We start from the raw sequence: 14,975 nt of genomic DNA, 5'->3' as shown, positions 1-14,975 counted from the left end.
AGGCCGTACCTGCCATGCTGGACACACTGAGCCTCGTCGTCGTCGCGCCGGAGATCCTCCTGCTGGCGGCGACCTGCGTCATCGCCCTGGTGGACCTGGGCGTGAAGACGCGTCTTCGCAACCTCACCTACGTGCTGAGCCTGCTGACCCTGGCGGGCGTCGCCTGGATGTGCGCCCAGTTCGCCCTGGGCGGCCAGGTGCAGTACGCCTTCGGCAAGATGGTCGTGAGCGACCCCATGGGCAACTGGCTCAAGGTCTTCGCCGCGGTCGCCGTCGGCGTGACCCTGGTCTACAGCCGTCCCTACGCCGCCGACCGCGACATGATGCGCGGCGGCGAGCTGTTCTCGCTGTCCCTGCTGTCGCTCCTGGGCATCTTCGTGATGATCGGCGCCAGCAACTTCCTGGGCATCTACCTGGGCCTGGAACTGCTCACGCTCTCCAGCTATGCGCTGGTGGCCCTGCGCCGCGACAACGAGAAGGCCGTCGAGGCCGCCATGAAGTACTTCGTGCTGGGCGCCATGGCCTCGGGCTTCCTGCTGTATGGCATTTCCATGCTGTACGGCGCCACCGGCTCGCTGGACATCAACGAGGTCTTCAAGGCCATCGGCTCCAGCCGCATCAAGCATGAAGTGCTGGTGTTCGGCCTGGTGTTCATCGTCGCAGGCCTGGCCTTCAAGCTGGGCGCCGTGCCGTTCCACATGTGGGTGCCCGACGTCTACCAGGGCGCGCCCACGGCCGTGACCCTGATGATCGGTGCCGCCCCCGAGCTGGCTGCCTTCGCCATCGCCATCCGCCTGCTGGTGGAGGGCCTGATGCCCCTGGCCATCGACTGGCAGCAGATGCTGGTGGTGCTGGCCGTGGCCTCGCTGGTGGTGGGCAACCTGGCGGCGATCGCGCAGACCAACCTCAAGCGCATGCTGGCCTATTCGACCATCGCGCAAATGGGTTTCGTGCTCCTGGGCCTGGCCGCTGGCGTCGTCAACGGCAGCACCGCCAACGCCGCCTCGGCCTACAGCGCCTCGATGTTCTACATCGTGACCTACGTGCTGACCACGCTGGCCTCGTTCGGCATCATCCTGCTGCTGGCGCGCGAGCACTTCGAGAGCGACGAGATCGCCGACCTGGCCGGCCTGAACCAGCGCAGCCCGCTGTACGCCGGCATCATGGCGATCTGCATGTTCTCGCTGGCCGGCGTGCCGCCGCTGGTGGGCTTCTACGCCAAGCTGGCCGTGCTGCAGGCGCTGGTGACCGCGGGCACCGCGTTCCACATCGGCCTGGCCGTGTTCGCGGTGATCGCCTCGCTGATCGGCGCGTTCTACTACCTGCGCGTGGTCAAGGTCATGTACTTCGACGCGCCCATCACCGCCACCACCGTCTCGGCCCCGGTCGACGTGCGCGTGGTCCTGTCCGTCAACGGCGCGCTGGTGCTGGCGCTGGGCATCGTTCCCGGCGGCCTGATGACCCTGTGCGCCGAGGCGGTCCTCAAGACCCTGGCGCCCTGATCTTTCCTGGAAGGGGCGGGGCGTGTCGCTCACCGCATCGGTCTGGTTCGTGATCTTCCTGGCGCTGCTCGGCGCCAACCTGCCGTTCGTGACCGGGCGGCTGTTCGGGGTGGTGCCGCTGCGCGCCCCGAAGTCGCTGGGCCTGCGGCTGCTGGAGCTGCTGGTCCTGTACCTCGTGGTCGGCAGCGTCGGCCTGCTGCTGGAGCAGCGCGCCGGCCAGGTCGCGCCCCAGGGCTGGGAGTTCTACGCGATCACCGGCGCCCTGTTCGTGACGCTGGCCTTCCCCGGCTTCGTCTGGCGCTACCTGTTCAAGCACCGGCATTGAGGCGGCGGCGCGGCCCCGGCACCTGAAGCCCATGTCCGACGACAAGCACCTCGTCGAAGTGGCCACCGGCCGTGAGGAGCTGCTGCGCGGCGGCTTCCTGCACGCGGTGCGCGACACCGTGCGCCTGCCGGACGGCCAGACCGCCCGGCGCGAATTCATCCTCCACCCCGGCGCCGTCGTCGTCATCGGCCTGCTCGATGACGGGCAGGTGGTGCTGGAGCGCCAGTACCGGCACCCGGTGGGCCGGGTCATGGTCGAATTCCCGGCCGGCAAGCTCGATGCGGGCGAGGATCGCCTGGCCTGCGCCCGCCGCGAGCTGCTCGAGGAGACCGGCTACTCGGCGCGCGAGTGGGCCCATGCCGGCGAGATGCACCCCTGCATCGGCTACTCCGACGAATTCATCGACATCTGGTTCGCCCGCGGGCTGACCCGCGGCGAGCGCCGCCTCGACGAGGGCGAGTTCCTCGACGTCATCGCCGCCACGCCGCGCGAGCTGCTGCAGTGGGTGCGCGAGGGCAAGGTCACCGACGGCAAGACGCTGTCCTGCCTGGTCTGGCTGCAGAACGTCCTGAGCGGCGACTGGGTCTTGGACTGGCAGGGACAATCCGCTCCATGAAGGTGCTCGACCTGCAATGCGCCACGGGCCACGTGTTCGAGGGCTGGTTCGCTTCGGAAGATGATTTCCAGGCGCAGCTGCAACGCGGCCTGGTGGAGTGCCCGGTGTGCGGTGACACCCAGGTGGCCAAGAAGCTCAGTGCGCCGCGCCTGAACCTCGGCGCGCAGGCGGCGCCGGCCGCCGTCCCCGCGCCGGCCGCCGCGCGCGAGGCCGCGGTGCCCGCGCCGCAGCAGGCGGCCCTGCAGGCCGCCTGGATGAAGGCGGTGCGGCACGTGATGGCGAACACCGAGGATGTCGGCGAGCGTTTTGCCGAGGAGGCCCGCAGGATCCACTACGGCGAGACCGAGGAGCGCGGCATCCGCGGCCAGGCCTCGCGCGAGGAGACGCAGGCGCTGCTGGAGGAGGGCATCGGCGTGGTGCCGCTGCCCTTGCCGAAGGGGCTCAAGGGGCCGCTGCAGTAAGGCGGCGCGCGCCGGCGCCCGCCGTCGCACAATGTCCTCCCGGCCGCCTAGGCCCTGCTTCGGAGGACGTGCGAATGAACAGGAACACGGTCTGTCTCTGGTACGACGGCGCCGCCCTCGAGGCCGCGCAGTTCTACGCCGCGACCTTCCCTGACAGCGCGGTGCGCGCGGTGCATCGGGCGCCGGCCGACTACCCCGCCGGCAAGGCGGGCGACGTGCTCACGGTGGAATTCACCGTGCTCGGCATCCCCTGCCTGGGCCTCAACGGCGGGCCGGCGTTCCGCCACAGCGAGGCGTTCTCCTTCCAGGTCGCGACCGAGGACCAGGCCGAGACCGACCGCCTCTGGAACGCCATCGTCGGCCACGGCGGGCAGGAAAGCGCCTGCGGCTGGTGCAAGGACAAGTGGGGCCTGTCGTGGCAGATCACGCCGCGGGTCCTGCTCGAGGCCATCGCCGACCCCGACCCGGCGGCCGCGAAGCGCGCCTTCGAGGCCATGATGGAGATGGGCCGGATCGACATCGCCGCCATCGAGGCCGCGCGCCGGGGCGAGGCCCCGGGCGCGGGATGAGCGGGCAGCCCGATCCGGTCGCGGCGTCTCAGGCCATGAACTGCAGCGCCGCCAGCCGCGCGTAGACCCCGCCGCGCGCCACCAGCGCCTCGTGCGTGCCTTCCTCCACGATGCGGCCGTGGTCCAGGACCACGATGCGGTCGGCGCGCTGCACGGTGGCCAGGCGGTGCGCGATGACCAGCGTCGTGCGATCGCGCATGGCCGCCTCCAGCGCCGACTGCACCATGCGCTCGCTCTGCGCGTCCAGCGCGCTGGTGGCCTCGTCGAGCAGCAGCAGCGGCGCGTCCTTGAGCATGGCGCGGGCGATGGCGATGCGCTGGCGCTGGCCGCCTGACAGGCGCACCCCGCGCTCGCCCAGGAAGCTGCCGTAGCCCCCGGGCAGGGCCGTGATGAACTCGTGCGCGAAGGCGGCGCGCGCGGCGGCCACCACCTCCTCGTCGCTCGCCCCGGGCCGGCCGTAGCGGATGTTCTCCATCGCGCTGGCGGAGAAGATCACCGGCTCCTGCGGCACCAGGGCGATGCGCTGGCGCAGCGCCTGCAGGTCCTGCGCCGCGACCGGCACGCCATCGAGCAGGATGCGGCCGGCCTGCGGGTCGTAGAACCGCAGCAGCAGCTGGAACACCGTGCTCTTGCCCGCGCCGCTGGGGCCCACCAGGGCCACCGTCTCGCCCGGCGCGATGGCCAGCGAGACCTGCGACAGCGCCGCCGACTGCGGCCGCGAGGGGTAGTGGAAGCTGAGGTCCTCGATCACCACCGCGCTGCCGCCGGCGGGGGAGGGCGCCGCCACCGGGTGCGCCGGCGAGGCCACCGGCGAGTGCGCGTGCAGCAGTTCCATCAACCGCTCCATCGCGCCGGCGGCGCGCAGCAGGTCGCCGTAGACCTCGCCGAGCACCGCCACCGCCCCGGCGAGGATGATCACGTACACCACCGTCTGCCCCAGGTGGCCGGCGCTGATGCGCCCGGCCAGCACCGCCTGCGTGCCCTGGTACACGCCCCACAGCAGCAGGGCGGCGGTGGCGATGATCACGAAGGCCACCAGGAAGGCGCGCGCCCGGGTGCGCCGGATGCCGGTGGCGAAGGCATGCTCGGTGGAGTCGCCGAAGCGCCGCGCCTCGCGCGCCTCGGCGGCATGGCTCTGGACCACCGGGATCGCATTGAGCACCTCGGCCGCGATGGCGCTGGCGTCGGCCACCCGGTCCTGGCTGGCGCGCGAGAGCCGGCGCACCCGCCGGCCGAAGGCCATCGACGGCAGCACCACGACCACCAGCACCAGCAGCACCTGGGTCATCACGTAGGGGTTGGTCCACACCAGCATCGCCAGCGCGCCCGCGCCCATCACCGCATTGCGCAGGCCCAGCGAGAAGGAGCTGCCGACCACCGTCTGCACCAGGGTGGTGTCGGCGGTCAGGCGCGAGAGCACCTCGCCGGTCTGCGTGGTCTCGAAGAACGCCGGGCTCTGGCGCACCACATGGGCGTAGACCGCGTTGCGCAGGTCGGCGGTCACCCGCTCGCCCAGCCAGCTCACCGTGTAGAACCGCGCCGCCGAGGACAGGCCCAGGGCCACCGCCACCGCGAACAGCCCCAGGAAATGCCCGCGCAGCGCCATCGCCTGGTCGCCCCGGTCGGCGGCGAGCAGGCCGCCGTCGATCAGGCTGCGCAGGGCCAGCGGGAACAGCAGCGTGGCCGTGGCCGCCAGCCCGAGGAACAGGACCGCCAGGGCGATGCGGCCGCGGTACGGGCGCAGGAACGGCAGCAGGCCGCGCAGGGCGCGCGGCGCGCCCCGGGGGGCGTCGGAGGCGGGGTGGGAGCGGGCCATGCGGCAGTGTAGCGAGCACGGAAATTCGGTTGCGCCTACAATCATTGCAGCTGCAAGTAATTTCCATGGCATCGCGCACTCCCACCTTCTACCGCCCGGGCACCTACCAGCCCGAGGACAGCGCCATCTGGCTGATGCGCCGCATCACCATCGCCTTCGCCCGGGAGGTCGGGGAGCAGCTCGAGCCCGACGGCCTGACGCATGCCCAGTGGATTCCGCTGCTGAAGATCCACAAGGGCCTGGCGACCACCGCCGCCGAGCTGGCGCGCGAGACGCATGTCGACGCCGCCACCATCACCCGCACGCTGGACCGGCTGGAGGACAAGGGCTTCCTGCGCCGTGTCCGTTCCTCGCAGGACCGCCGGGTCGTGAACCTCGAGCTCACGCCCCGGGGCGAGGCCGTCGCCGGCAAGATCCCGGCCCTGCTGTGCGACGTGCAGAACGCCCAGCTGCGCGGCTTCAGCCGCGACGAGCTCGACACCCTCAAGGGCCTGCTGCGCCGGGTGCTGGCCAACACGCCCGAGGGCCGGGCCGATGCCGCCGCCCAGGAGGGACCCGACGCATGACCCGCCTTCCCCGCACCGCCGCCGTGGCCATGGCGCTGGCGACCGCGCTGGCCCTGGCCGGCTGCGCCAGCCCGCCCGATGTTGCGGTGCCGGCGCCGATGCGCGACGCCGCCTCGCTGGGCCTGGCCGCCGGGGCCGCCGCCAGCGTCCCCGCCATCGAGGCGCAGTGGTGGCGCGCCTTCGGCGACCCGCAGCTCGATGCCCTGGTGGACCAGGCCCTGGCCGGCCACCCCTCGCTGCGCGTCGCCCGGTCCCGCCTGGCGCGCGCCCAGGCCGTCACCGGCGTGGCCGACGCGGCGCTGCTGCCGCAGGTGAATGCGGCGGCCGAGGCCACGCGCCAGCGCTTCACGCGCAACGGCATGGTGCCGGCGCCGCTGGCCGGCAGCGTCCGCGAGTCCGGCCTGCTGCAGCTGTCGGCCTCCTGGGAGCTGGATTTCTTCGGCCGTTACCGCGCCGCGCTCGACGCCGCCCTGGGCCAGGCCCGCGCGGCGCAGGCCGAGGCCGACGCTGCGGGCGTGCTGCTCGCCGGCAACCTGGTGCGGGCCTGGGTGCAGCTGGCCCGCGTGCAGGCGCAGCTCGGGGTCGCCGAGCGCACCCTGGCCCAGCGCGGCGAGGTGCTGGCCCTGGTGAAGGACCGTGTCGCCGCCGGCCTTGACAGCCAGCTCGAGCTGCGCCAGGCCGAGGGCGCGGTGCCCGATGCGCGGGCCCAGGTCGAGGCCCTGCGCGAGCAGGCCCAGCTCGCGCGCAATGCCCTCGCGGCGCTGGCCGGCCGTCCCGGCGGCCTGAACCTGCCGGCCGACGCGCAGCTGGCGGCCCTGCGGCCGCTGGCGGTGCCCGCCGTGATCCCGGCCGACCTGCTCGGGCGCCGCGCCGACGTGGCCGCGGCCCGCGCCCGAGTCGAGGCGGCCGGCGCCGAGGTCGACAGCGCCCGCGCGCAGTTCTATCCCAACGTCAACCTGGCGGCCTTCGCCGGCCTGTCCAGCATCGGCCTGGGCCGCCTGGCCGACGGCGGCAGCACGCAGTGGGGCCTGACCCCGGCGATCCGCCTGCCGCTGTTCGACGCCGGCCGCCTGCGCGCCAACCTGCGCGGCAAGGCGGCCGACCTCGACGCCGCCATCGCCGCCTACGACGCCACCGTGATCGACGCGGTCCGCGAGGCCGCCGATGCCGCGGCCTCCAGCCAGGGCGTGGCGCGCCAGCAGGCGCAGCAGCGCGAGGCGCAGCAGGGCGCCGAGGCGGCCTACGACCTCGCGGTGCAGCGCTATCGCGCCGGCCTGGGCAACTACCTGCAGGTGCTGGCCGCCGAGAACGCGGTGCTGGCCCAGCGCCGCGCCGCGGTGGACCTCGCCGCCCGCGCGCTCGAAGCCCAGGCCGGCCTGGCCCGCGCCCTGGGCGGCGGCTGGACGGACCGGCCCGATGCCCTCGCCGCGGCCCCGGCCCCGGCCACGAAGCGCGCCCCTTGAATTCCTCGAGCCCAGCGAGTCCCGACATGACCCCAGACACGACCCTCCCCAGCCCCTGGAACCCCCGCCGCAAGAAGGCGCTGACGGTCCTGGCCGGCGTGGTGCTGGCCGGCGGCGGCGCCTACGCGGCCTACGACCATTTCGTCGCCAGCCGCTACGAGGACACCGACAACGCCTATGTCCAGGGCAACCTGGTGCAGATCACGCCGCAGATCGGCGGCACGGTCACCGCCATCCTGGCCGACGACACCGACTTCGTGAAGGCGGGCCAGCCCCTGGTCCGGCTCGACCCGGCCGACGCGCAGGTGGCCTTGCAACAGGCCGAGGCCGCCCTGGCCCAGGCCGTGCGCCAGGCCCGCCAGCTGTATGCCGGCAACGGCGCGCTGGCCGCCCAGGTGGCCCTGCGCCAGGCCGACCTCGAGCGGGCGAAGGCCGACGTGGCCCGCGCCGGCGACGACCTCGCGCGGCGCCAGTCCCTGGTCGGCAACGGCGCGGTCTCCAGGGAGGAACTGCAGCATGCCCAGTCCCTGGCCAGCGCCGCGCGCAGCGCGCAGGCCGCGGCCGAGGCCGCCCTGGCCGCGGCGCGCGAGCAGCTGGCGGCCAGCCAGGCCCTCACCGAGGGCACCGACGTCGAGCACCACCCCAGCGTGCAGGTGGCGGCCGCCCGCGTGCGCGAGGCCTGGCTGGCCACGCAGCGCCTGGCGCTGCCCGCGCCGGTCGACGGCTACGTCGCCCGCCGCACCGTGCAGCTGGGCCAGCGCGTCGCCGCCGGCGCGCCGCTGATGGCGGTGATCCCGCTGCAGCAGGTCTGGGTCGACGCCAACTTCAAGGAGGTGCAGCTGCGGCGCATGCGCATCGGCCAGCCGGTGCGCCTGGTGGCCGACGTCTACGGCAAGCAGGTCACCTACCAGGGCACGGTCGCCGGCCTGGGCGCAGGCACCGGCGCGGCCTTCGCCCTGCTGCCGGCGCAGAACGCCACCGGCAACTGGATCAAGGTGGTGCAGCGCGTGCCGGTGCGGGTGGCGCTGGACCCGAAGGAGCTGGCCGCGCACCCGCTGCGCGTGGGCCTGTCGATGCACGCCGAGGTGGACGTGAGCCGGCAGGACGGCCGCACGCTCGACGACGCCGCATCCGCCGCGGCCTCCGCCGCCACCCAGGCGCTGGGCGTGGCCGATGCCGCAGCCGACGCGCTGGTGCGCAAGGTCATCGCCGCCAACCTGGGCGCCGCGCTGGCCGCGCCCCAGGTGCGCTGACCATGGGCGGGCCTTCGGCTGACGCCGGCGCGCCGGTCGCCACGTCCACGCCCGCGTCCGCGTCCGCGTCCGCGCCCGCGCCCGCAGCGCCGGCCGGCCATGCGCCGCTGGAGGGCAGCGCGCGCGCCTGGGGCACGATCGCGCTGTCCGCCGCCACGTTCATGAACGTGCTGGACTCCTCGATCGCCAACGTCTCGCTGCCCGCCATCGCCGGCGACCTCGGCGTGAGCCCCAACCAGGGCACCTGGGTCATCACCAGCTTCGCGGTGGCCAATGCGATCGCGGTGCCGCTCACGGGCTGGCTGTCGCAGCGTTTCGGCCAGGTGCGGCTGTTCGTCGCCAGCGTGCTGCTGTTCGTGCTCGCCTCCTGGCTGTGCGGGCTGGCGCCCAGCATGCCGATGCTGATCGCGGCGCGCGCGCTGCAGGGGCTGGTGGCGGGGCCGATGATCCCGCTGTCGCAGTCGCTGCTGATGGCGAGCTACCCGCGCGCGCTGGCCGGCCTGGCGATGGCGATGTGGTCCATGACGACGCTGGTCGCGCCGGTGATGGGCCCGCTGCTCGGGGGCTGGATCACCGACAACTTCTCCTGGCCCTGGATCTTCTACATCAACGTGCCGGTGGGGGTGGCGGCGGCCTTCGCCGCGTGGATGCTGTATCGCCGCCGCGAGACGGCGGTGCGCCGGCTGCCGATCGACACGGTCGGCCTGGCCCTGCTGGTGGTCTGGGTCGGCGCGCTGCAGATGACGCTGGACCTGGGCAAGGAGCACGACTGGTTCCAGTCCCCCCTGATCACGGGGCTGGCGGTGGTGGCGGCGGTCGGCTTCGCCTTCTTCATCGCCTGGGAGCTCACGGACGACCACCCGGTGGTGGACCTGCGGCTGTTCGCGCGGCGCAACTTCTGGGCCGGCACGCTGGCCCTGTCGGTGTCCTACGGCCTGTTCTTCGGCAACGTGGTCCTGGTGCCGCTGTGGCTGCAGCAGTTCATGGGCTACACCGCCACCGACGCCGGCACCGTGATGGCCCCGGTGGGCCTGCTGGCCCTGGTGCTGTCGCCGGTGGTGGGCCGCACGATCGGCCGGGTGGATGCGCGCAAGTACGCCACCTTCGCCTTCGTGGTCTTCGCCCTGGTGCTGTGGATGCGGTCGCGGTTCACCACCGGCACCGACATGGCCACCCTCCTGGCGCCCACCCTGGTGCAGGGCGTGTCGATGGCGTTCTTCTTCATCCCGCTGATCACGATCACCATGTCCGGCCTGTCGCCCGAGCGCCTGGCCGCGGCCTCGGGCCTGAGCAACTTCGTGCGCATCACCTTCGGCGCGGTGGGCACCTCGGTCTCGACCACGCTGTGGGAGAGCCGCGCCGCGCTGCACCACGCGCAGCTGGCCGAGTCGGTGCACCCCGCCAGCCCGGCGATGCAGCAGGCCCTGGCGGGACTGCAGGCGGCCGGGATGTCGACGCAGCAGGCGCTGGCGCAGGTGAACCGGCTGGTCGACCAGCAGGCCTTCACCCTGGCGGCGGACGACATCTTCTGGCTGTCGGCCCTGCTGTTCCTGGCGATGATCCCGCTGGTGTGGCTCACGCGCCGGCCCGGCGCGGCCGGGCGGGGCGGCGAGGCCGCCGCCGGCGCCCATTGAGCCCGGTCCGCGGGAGGCCCGGGCGCATGCCTTACGATCAGCCGGTGCGAATCCTCCTGGTTGAAGACGACAAGCTGCTGGCCGACGCGATCGCCCGCGCCCTGGTGCAATCCGCCTACGCGGTCGACGTGGTGGGCACCGGCGACGAGGCCGACGCCGCCCTCGCGCAGCACGTGTACGACCTCGCCATCCTGGACATCGGCCTGCCGGGCCTGTCCGGCCTGGAGGTGGTCGAGCGGGTGCGGGGCCGGCGCTCGCGCGTGCCGGTGCTGCTGCTCACCGCGCGCGACGCCCTGTCCGACCGGGTGCGCGGGCTCGACGCCGGCGCCGACGACTACCTCACCAAGCCCTTCGACCTGCCCGAGCTCGAGGCCCGCGTGCGCGCCCTGCTGCGGCGCGGCTCCGGCGCCGACCCCTGCCTGGTGCACGGCAAGCTGCGCCTGGACACCGCGGCGCGGCGCGTCTGGCACGAGGACCAGCCGGTGGACCTGTCGGCCCGCGAGTTCGCGGTGCTGGAGCTGCTCCTGATGCGCGAGGGCCGCGTGGTGAGCAAGGAGCACATGGTCAACCACCTCTATGGCTGGGGCGACGAGGTCGGCGCCAACGCCATCGAGGTCTACGTGCACCGCATCCGCAAGAAGGTGGAGCCCCTGGGCTGCGAGATCCGCACCGTGCGGGGCATGGGCTACCTGGTGGAACGCCCGGATGGCGGCCATCCCCGCTGACGGCAGCCTGCGCCGGGCGCTGCTGCGGTGGCTGCTCGGGCCGCTGCTGCTGGTGCTGGTGGTGGACACGGGCGTGGGCTGGTGGGCCTCGCAGCGCGCCGCCGACCTCGCGCACGACCGCTCGCTGCACGATGTCGCCCGCGAGCTCGCGCTGCACGTCCAGCAGGCCGCGGGCCAGCCGCGCCTGGTGCTCTCGCCGGCCGCCGAACAGATCCTGATGGTGGACCCCGAGGACCGCCTGGCCTTCAAGGTCAGCGCCGAGGGCGGCACCTACCTCGGCGGCGAGGCCGCCCTGGCCGCGCCGGCGCGCCTGCCCGGCGCCCAGCCGGTCTACTACCGCGACCAGCTGCATGGCACGCCGGTGCGTGTGATCGCGGCCTGGCTGCCGGCGGGGGAGGGCGCCTCCACCCGCGTGCTGGTGCAGGTGGCCGAGACCCTGCACCAGCGCAATGCGCTGGCGCGCGAGATCCTCGCCCATGCCCTGGTGCCGCAGGTGGTGCTGATCATCCTGGCCACGGTCGTGATCTGGTTCGGCGTGCACCACGGGCTCGAGCCCCTGATGCGACTGCGGGACATGCTGGCGCGGCGCGACCACCGCGACCTGCAGCCCCTGCCGGTGGATGGCGTGCCCGCCGAGGTGCGCCCGCTGGTGCTGGAGGTGAACGCCCTGATGCAGCGCCTGGGCGGCACGCTGGACTCCCAGAGCCGCTTCATCGCCGACGCCGCGCACCAGCTCAAGACCCCGGTGAGCGGGCTGAAGGCGCAGATCGAGCTGGCGCTGCGCGAGAGCGACCCGCAGCGCCTGCACCACGGCCTGGCGCAGCTCTACGTGGGCGTGGAGCGCATGTCGCGGCTGGTGGGCCAGCTGCTGGCGCTGGCGCGCAACGAGCCCGGCGCGGCCGAGAGCCTGCGCATGGTGCCGCTGGACCTGGCCGCCCTGGCGCTGGACGTGGGCATGGAGTGGGTGCCGCAGGCCCTGCGCCGCGAGATCGACCTGGGCTTCGAGGGCCCGCCCCAGCCCGCCATGATCCATGCGGACGCCGAGCGCCTGCGCGAGCTCCTGAACAACCTCGTGGACAACGCCGTCCGCTACAGCCACGAGGGCGGGCGCGTCACCGTGCGCGTGGCCCTGCCCGGCGAGGACATGGCGCGCCTGTCCGTCAGCGACGACGGCCCGCGCATCCCGCCCGGCGAGCGCACCCGCATCTTCGAGCGCTTCCACCGCCTGCTCGGCGCCCCGGCCGACGGCAGCGGCCTGGGCCTGGCCATCGTCAGCGAGATCGCCACCCTGCACGGCGCGCGCATCACGCTGGAGGAGGACGTGGACGGCGTGGGCAACACCTTCAGCGTCTGGTTCCCCCTGCTGCCCGGGCCACCCGCCACCGCGCCCCTGTAAGTTGCGGGAAAGTTTCGGGACATCTTCCTGACAGGCCTCGGGAAGTGTCCCGAAAGTTGGCCTTCCTATCCTCGTCGGCACCCCGCCCGCACCCCGCGGGCGACCCAACCCCCGAGGATTCCGATGGAAATGTTTTCCAGCCCCGAGTTCTGGATCGCCCTGACCCAGATCATCCTGATCAACATCGTGCTGTCCGGCGACAACGCCGTCGTCATCGCGCTGGCCTGCCGCTCGCTGCCGCCCGTGCAGCAAAAACGCGCCATCATCGCCGGCTCGGTCGGCGCCATCGTGCTGCGCATCGTGCTGACCTTCTTCGCGGTCTACCTGCTGGAGATGCCCTACCTGAAGCTGGTGGGCGCCGTCGCCCTGGTCTGGATCGGCATCGGCCTGCTCAAGGGCGAGGACGATGAAGAGGAGATGGAGAGCCACTCCGGCCTGGCCGCCGCGATCAAGACCATCATCATCGCCGACCTGGTGATGAGCCTGGACAACGTGATCGGCGTGGCCGCCGCCGCCAAGGGCAACGTGGTCCTGCTGGTCGTCGGCCTCGCCATCAGCATCCCGCTGATCATCTACGGCTCGACCCTGATCCTGAAGCTGATGGGCCGCTTCCCGGTGATCATCACCATCGGCGCCGGCCTGCTGGGCTGGGTCGCCGGCGAGATGGCCCTGGGCGATCCCGCCATCGCCGGCTGGGCCGCCAGCCAGCACACCCTGCACGCCATCGCTCCCGCCCTGGGCGCGGCGCTGGTGGTGGCCGTGGGCAAGTGGCTGGAGAGCCGTGCCGTCGGCGCCGCCGCCGAACCGGCCGCCGCCGAATAAGCCAGATCCGCCAACCCGCAACGGAGGTTCCGCCATGCAGCACCTGCTCGTCCCGATCGATGCCCTGAGCGCCGAGCGCACCCAGACCGCCGTGGCCGAGGCCATCGCCCGCAGCCGCCTGCAGCCTGTCCATGTGCACCTGGCGAGCGTGCAGCCGCCGGTGTCCGGCCATGTGGCCCTGTTCTTCGCCGAGTCCGAACTGCATGGCCTGCAGGAGGAGACCGGGCAGAACGAGATGGCCGGCGCGCGGGCGCTGCTGGAGGCCGCCGGCGTGGCCTACACCCCGCACGTGCGGGTGGGGCGGCGCGCCGAGGCCATCGCGGCCCTGGCCCGCGAGCTCCACTGCGACACCATCCTCATGGGCCAGGATGCCAACCCCGGCCCGGTGGGCCGGCTGTTCGGCTCGGTGGCCGGCCAGGTCCGCCACCTGCTGGACACCCGTCCCGGCAGCTTCCAGGTGATCGGCTCCTGAGCCCGCGATAACCCGTCAGTGCCGTCCGCCACTCGCCCGGCACGTCATCCTTGATGCTTACAATGGGTTCGACCGGCTCAGGCAGGAAACCCATGAATCAACAAAATGGCGTCGCCGAACTGGCGGCAGCACCTGGTGTCTCCGATGACCTTGGCCCGTACCTGCACTACATGGTGCAGGCCGGGGCCTCGGACCTTTTCCTCAGCGTGGGCGCGCCGCCCACCATCAAGATCGACGGGCGCATCGCATCCCTGGGCGGCTCGCCCCTGCAGCCCGGCGCGGTCAAGCGCTTCGCCTACTCCGTGATGAGCGACGCCCAGCGGCGTGAGTTCGAGCGCGAGCTGGAGTGCGACCTCGGCGTGCCGGTCATGGGCCTGGGGCGCTTCCGGGTCAACGTCTACGTGCAGCGCGGCGAGGTCAGCCTCGTGGTGCGCCACGTCAAGAGCCACATCCCCGGTTTCGAGGAACTGCGCCTGCCCAAGGCCGTCGAGCAGCTCGCGCTGCTGCGGCGCGGCCTGGTGCTGGTGGTGGGGGCGGCCGGCTCCGGCAAGTCGACCACGCTGGCGGCGATGCTGGAATACCGCAACCAGACGCTGCCGGGCCACATCCTCACGGTGGAGGACCCGATCGAATTCGTGCACCGCCACAAGCGCTGCATCGTCGACCAGCGCGAGGTCGGCCTGGACACCCGGTCCTTCCACGAGGCCCTGCGCCACGTGCTGCGCCAAGCGCCCGACGTGATCATGATCGGCGAGATCCGCGACGAGGAGACCATGCGCCACGCGCTGCACTATGCCGAGACCGGCCACCTGTGCCTGTCCACGTTGCACGCGAACAACGCCAACCAGGCGATCGAGCGCATCATCCATTTCTTCCCCGAGGGCTCGCGGCACCAGGTGCTGATGGACCTGTCGATGAACCTGCGCGGCGTGATCGCGCAGCGCCTGATCGAGGGCAAGGCGCCCGGCCGGGTGCTGGCCAGCGAGATGATGCTCTGGTCTTCCTACATCGCGGAGTTGATCCAGAAGGGCGAGGTCGACCAGATCAAGTCGGCCATCGCCAAGTCCGGCCCGGTGGGAATGCACACCTTCGACCAGTCGCTCTACGAGCTGTTCCGCGCGGGCGCCATCACCATGGAGCAGGCGCTGGAGCATGCCGACTCCAAGACCGACCTGTCGCTGCGCATCCGCCTGAGCCAGGGCCTGCGGCCCGACGGCGATTCGATCGGGCTGGAGTACGGGCGCGGCACCGTCTGAGGGGCCGGCGGCCCCGTGTCTGGCCCGGGGCGCGATGCGCCCCTTTTTTTTGCTCGCGGGAAGCTGGCGGACGTCCGGGGAGCGGACGGTCGCCCTCAA

Annotated in this window: 15 protein-coding genes; 14 read left to right on the top strand and 1 reads right to left on the bottom strand. The window is 72.7% G+C overall.

The features are described 5' to 3' along the window. The first annotated feature begins 14 nt into the window (after positions 1-14). The 5 genes from nuoN (at position 15) to ACT80S_RS02125 (ending at position 3,473) form a co-directional block, all read left to right on the top strand. Positions 15-1,502 (top strand): NADH-quinone oxidoreductase subunit NuoN, encoded by a 1,488-nt coding sequence (nuoN, locus tag ACT80S_RS02145; RefSeq protein ID WP_377411999.1) that lies wholly within the window; start codon positions 15-17, stop codon positions 1,500-1,502. Positions 1,503-1,524: 22 nt separating this feature from the next. Then, positions 1,525-1,827 carry a DUF2818 family protein gene (locus ACT80S_RS02140; RefSeq protein WP_377411997.1) on the top strand — a complete coding sequence of 101 codons (303 nt, stop codon included), beginning with the start codon at positions 1,525-1,527 and terminating at the stop codon, positions 1,825-1,827. A 31-nt stretch (positions 1,828-1,858) separates the two neighbouring features. After that, positions 1,859-2,443 carry an NUDIX domain-containing protein gene (locus ACT80S_RS02135; RefSeq protein ID WP_377411995.1) on the top strand — a complete coding sequence of 195 codons (585 nt, stop codon included), beginning with the start codon at positions 1,859-1,861 and terminating at the stop codon, positions 2,441-2,443. Further along, entirely contained in the window at positions 2,440-2,904 is a 465-nt protein-coding gene (locus ACT80S_RS02130; protein WP_377411993.1) for a DUF1178 family protein, read from the top strand. The genes ACT80S_RS02135 and ACT80S_RS02130 overlap by 4 nt, the downstream gene beginning before the upstream one ends. Before the next feature lie 74 nt (positions 2,905-2,978). Beyond that, entirely contained in the window at positions 2,979-3,473 is a 495-nt protein-coding gene (locus tag ACT80S_RS02125) for a VOC family protein (RefSeq protein WP_377411991.1), read from the top strand. A 28-nt stretch (positions 3,474-3,501) separates the two neighbouring features. Here ACT80S_RS02125 and ACT80S_RS02120 read toward each other — a convergent pair whose 3' ends face one another. After that, on the bottom strand, positions 3,502-5,289 hold the full coding sequence (locus tag ACT80S_RS02120; RefSeq protein WP_377411989.1) for an ABC transporter transmembrane domain-containing protein: 1,788 nt from the start codon (positions 5,287-5,289) through the stop codon (positions 3,502-3,504). Between the two features lie 65 nt (positions 5,290-5,354). Here ACT80S_RS02120 and ACT80S_RS02115 point away from each other — a divergent pair, with 65 nt between their 5' ends. The 9 genes from ACT80S_RS02115 to ACT80S_RS02075 all read left to right on the top strand — a co-directional run bounded on the left by ACT80S_RS02115 (position 5,355) and on the right by ACT80S_RS02075 (position 14,876). Beyond that, positions 5,355-5,855: a MarR family winged helix-turn-helix transcriptional regulator gene (locus ACT80S_RS02115; RefSeq protein ID WP_377411986.1), complete on the top strand. Its 501-nt coding sequence runs from the start codon at positions 5,355-5,357 to the stop codon at positions 5,853-5,855. Continuing rightward, positions 5,852-7,318, top strand: coding sequence for an efflux transporter outer membrane subunit (locus ACT80S_RS02110; protein ID WP_377411985.1), 1,467 nt, complete (start codon positions 5,852-5,854; stop codon positions 7,316-7,318). Before ACT80S_RS02115 ends, ACT80S_RS02110 begins: the two co-directional genes overlap by 4 nt. 26 nt (positions 7,319-7,344) lie before the next feature. Next, entirely contained in the window at positions 7,345-8,571 is a 1,227-nt protein-coding gene (locus tag ACT80S_RS02105) for an HlyD family secretion protein (protein WP_377411983.1), read from the top strand. A gap of 2 nt (positions 8,572-8,573) precedes the next feature. Then, positions 8,574-10,205 carry a DHA2 family efflux MFS transporter permease subunit gene (locus ACT80S_RS02100; protein ID WP_377411981.1) on the top strand — a complete coding sequence of 544 codons (1,632 nt, stop codon included), beginning with the start codon at positions 8,574-8,576 and terminating at the stop codon, positions 10,203-10,205. A gap of 44 nt (positions 10,206-10,249) precedes the next feature. Continuing rightward, complete coding sequence (locus ACT80S_RS02095) at positions 10,250-10,930, top strand: response regulator (RefSeq protein WP_377412622.1); 681 nt, start codon at positions 10,250-10,252, stop codon at positions 10,928-10,930. Beyond that, a complete protein-coding gene (locus ACT80S_RS02090) occupies positions 10,911-12,326 on the top strand; it encodes a sensor histidine kinase (protein ID WP_377411979.1) in 1,416 nt (471 codons plus the stop codon). The genes ACT80S_RS02095 and ACT80S_RS02090 overlap by 20 nt, the downstream gene beginning before the upstream one ends. 123 nt (positions 12,327-12,449) lie before the next feature. Next, positions 12,450-13,148: a TerC family protein gene (locus ACT80S_RS02085; RefSeq protein ID WP_377411977.1), complete on the top strand. Its 699-nt coding sequence runs from the start codon at positions 12,450-12,452 to the stop codon at positions 13,146-13,148. Positions 13,149-13,182: 34 nt separating this feature from the next. After that, positions 13,183-13,620: a universal stress protein gene (locus tag ACT80S_RS02080; RefSeq protein WP_377411974.1), complete on the top strand. Its 438-nt coding sequence runs from the start codon at positions 13,183-13,185 to the stop codon at positions 13,618-13,620. A gap of 92 nt (positions 13,621-13,712) precedes the next feature. Then, positions 13,713-14,876 carry a PilT/PilU family type 4a pilus ATPase gene (locus tag ACT80S_RS02075; protein WP_377411972.1) on the top strand — a complete coding sequence of 388 codons (1,164 nt, stop codon included), beginning with the start codon at positions 13,713-13,715 and terminating at the stop codon, positions 14,874-14,876. The last annotated feature ends 99 nt before the right edge of the window (positions 14,877-14,975 follow it).

Source organism: Ramlibacter sp. MAHUQ-53 (genome assembly GCF_052600055.1).
This window is presented reverse-complemented; position numbering and strand designations above follow the sequence as displayed.

Coding starts and splice junctions, on each gene's coding strand:
- nuoN (WP_377411999.1), top strand. CDS start 15: ATGCTGGACACACTGAGCCTCGTCGTCGTCGCGCCGGAGATCCTCCTG.
- ACT80S_RS02135 (WP_377411995.1), top strand. CDS start 1,859: ATGTCCGACGACAAGCACCTCGTCGAAGTGGCCACCGGCCGTGAGGAG.
- ACT80S_RS02130 (WP_377411993.1), top strand. CDS start 2,440: ATGAAGGTGCTCGACCTGCAATGCGCCACGGGCCACGTGTTCGAGGGC.
- ACT80S_RS02125 (WP_377411991.1), top strand. CDS start 2,979: ATGAACAGGAACACGGTCTGTCTCTGGTACGACGGCGCCGCCCTCGAG.
- ACT80S_RS02120 (WP_377411989.1), bottom strand. CDS start 5,289: ATGGCCCGCTCCCACCCCGCCTCCGACGCCCCCCGGGGCGCGCCGCGC.
- ACT80S_RS02115 (WP_377411986.1), top strand. CDS start 5,355: ATGGCATCGCGCACTCCCACCTTCTACCGCCCGGGCACCTACCAGCCC.
- ACT80S_RS02110 (WP_377411985.1), top strand. CDS start 5,852: ATGACCCGCCTTCCCCGCACCGCCGCCGTGGCCATGGCGCTGGCGACC.
- ACT80S_RS02105 (WP_377411983.1), top strand. CDS start 7,345: ATGACCCCAGACACGACCCTCCCCAGCCCCTGGAACCCCCGCCGCAAG.
- ACT80S_RS02100 (WP_377411981.1), top strand. CDS start 8,574: ATGGGCGGGCCTTCGGCTGACGCCGGCGCGCCGGTCGCCACGTCCACG.
- ACT80S_RS02090 (WP_377411979.1), top strand. CDS start 10,911: ATGGCGGCCATCCCCGCTGACGGCAGCCTGCGCCGGGCGCTGCTGCGG.
- ACT80S_RS02085 (WP_377411977.1), top strand. CDS start 12,450: ATGGAAATGTTTTCCAGCCCCGAGTTCTGGATCGCCCTGACCCAGATC.
- ACT80S_RS02080 (WP_377411974.1), top strand. CDS start 13,183: ATGCAGCACCTGCTCGTCCCGATCGATGCCCTGAGCGCCGAGCGCACC.
- ACT80S_RS02075 (WP_377411972.1), top strand. CDS start 13,713: ATGAATCAACAAAATGGCGTCGCCGAACTGGCGGCAGCACCTGGTGTC.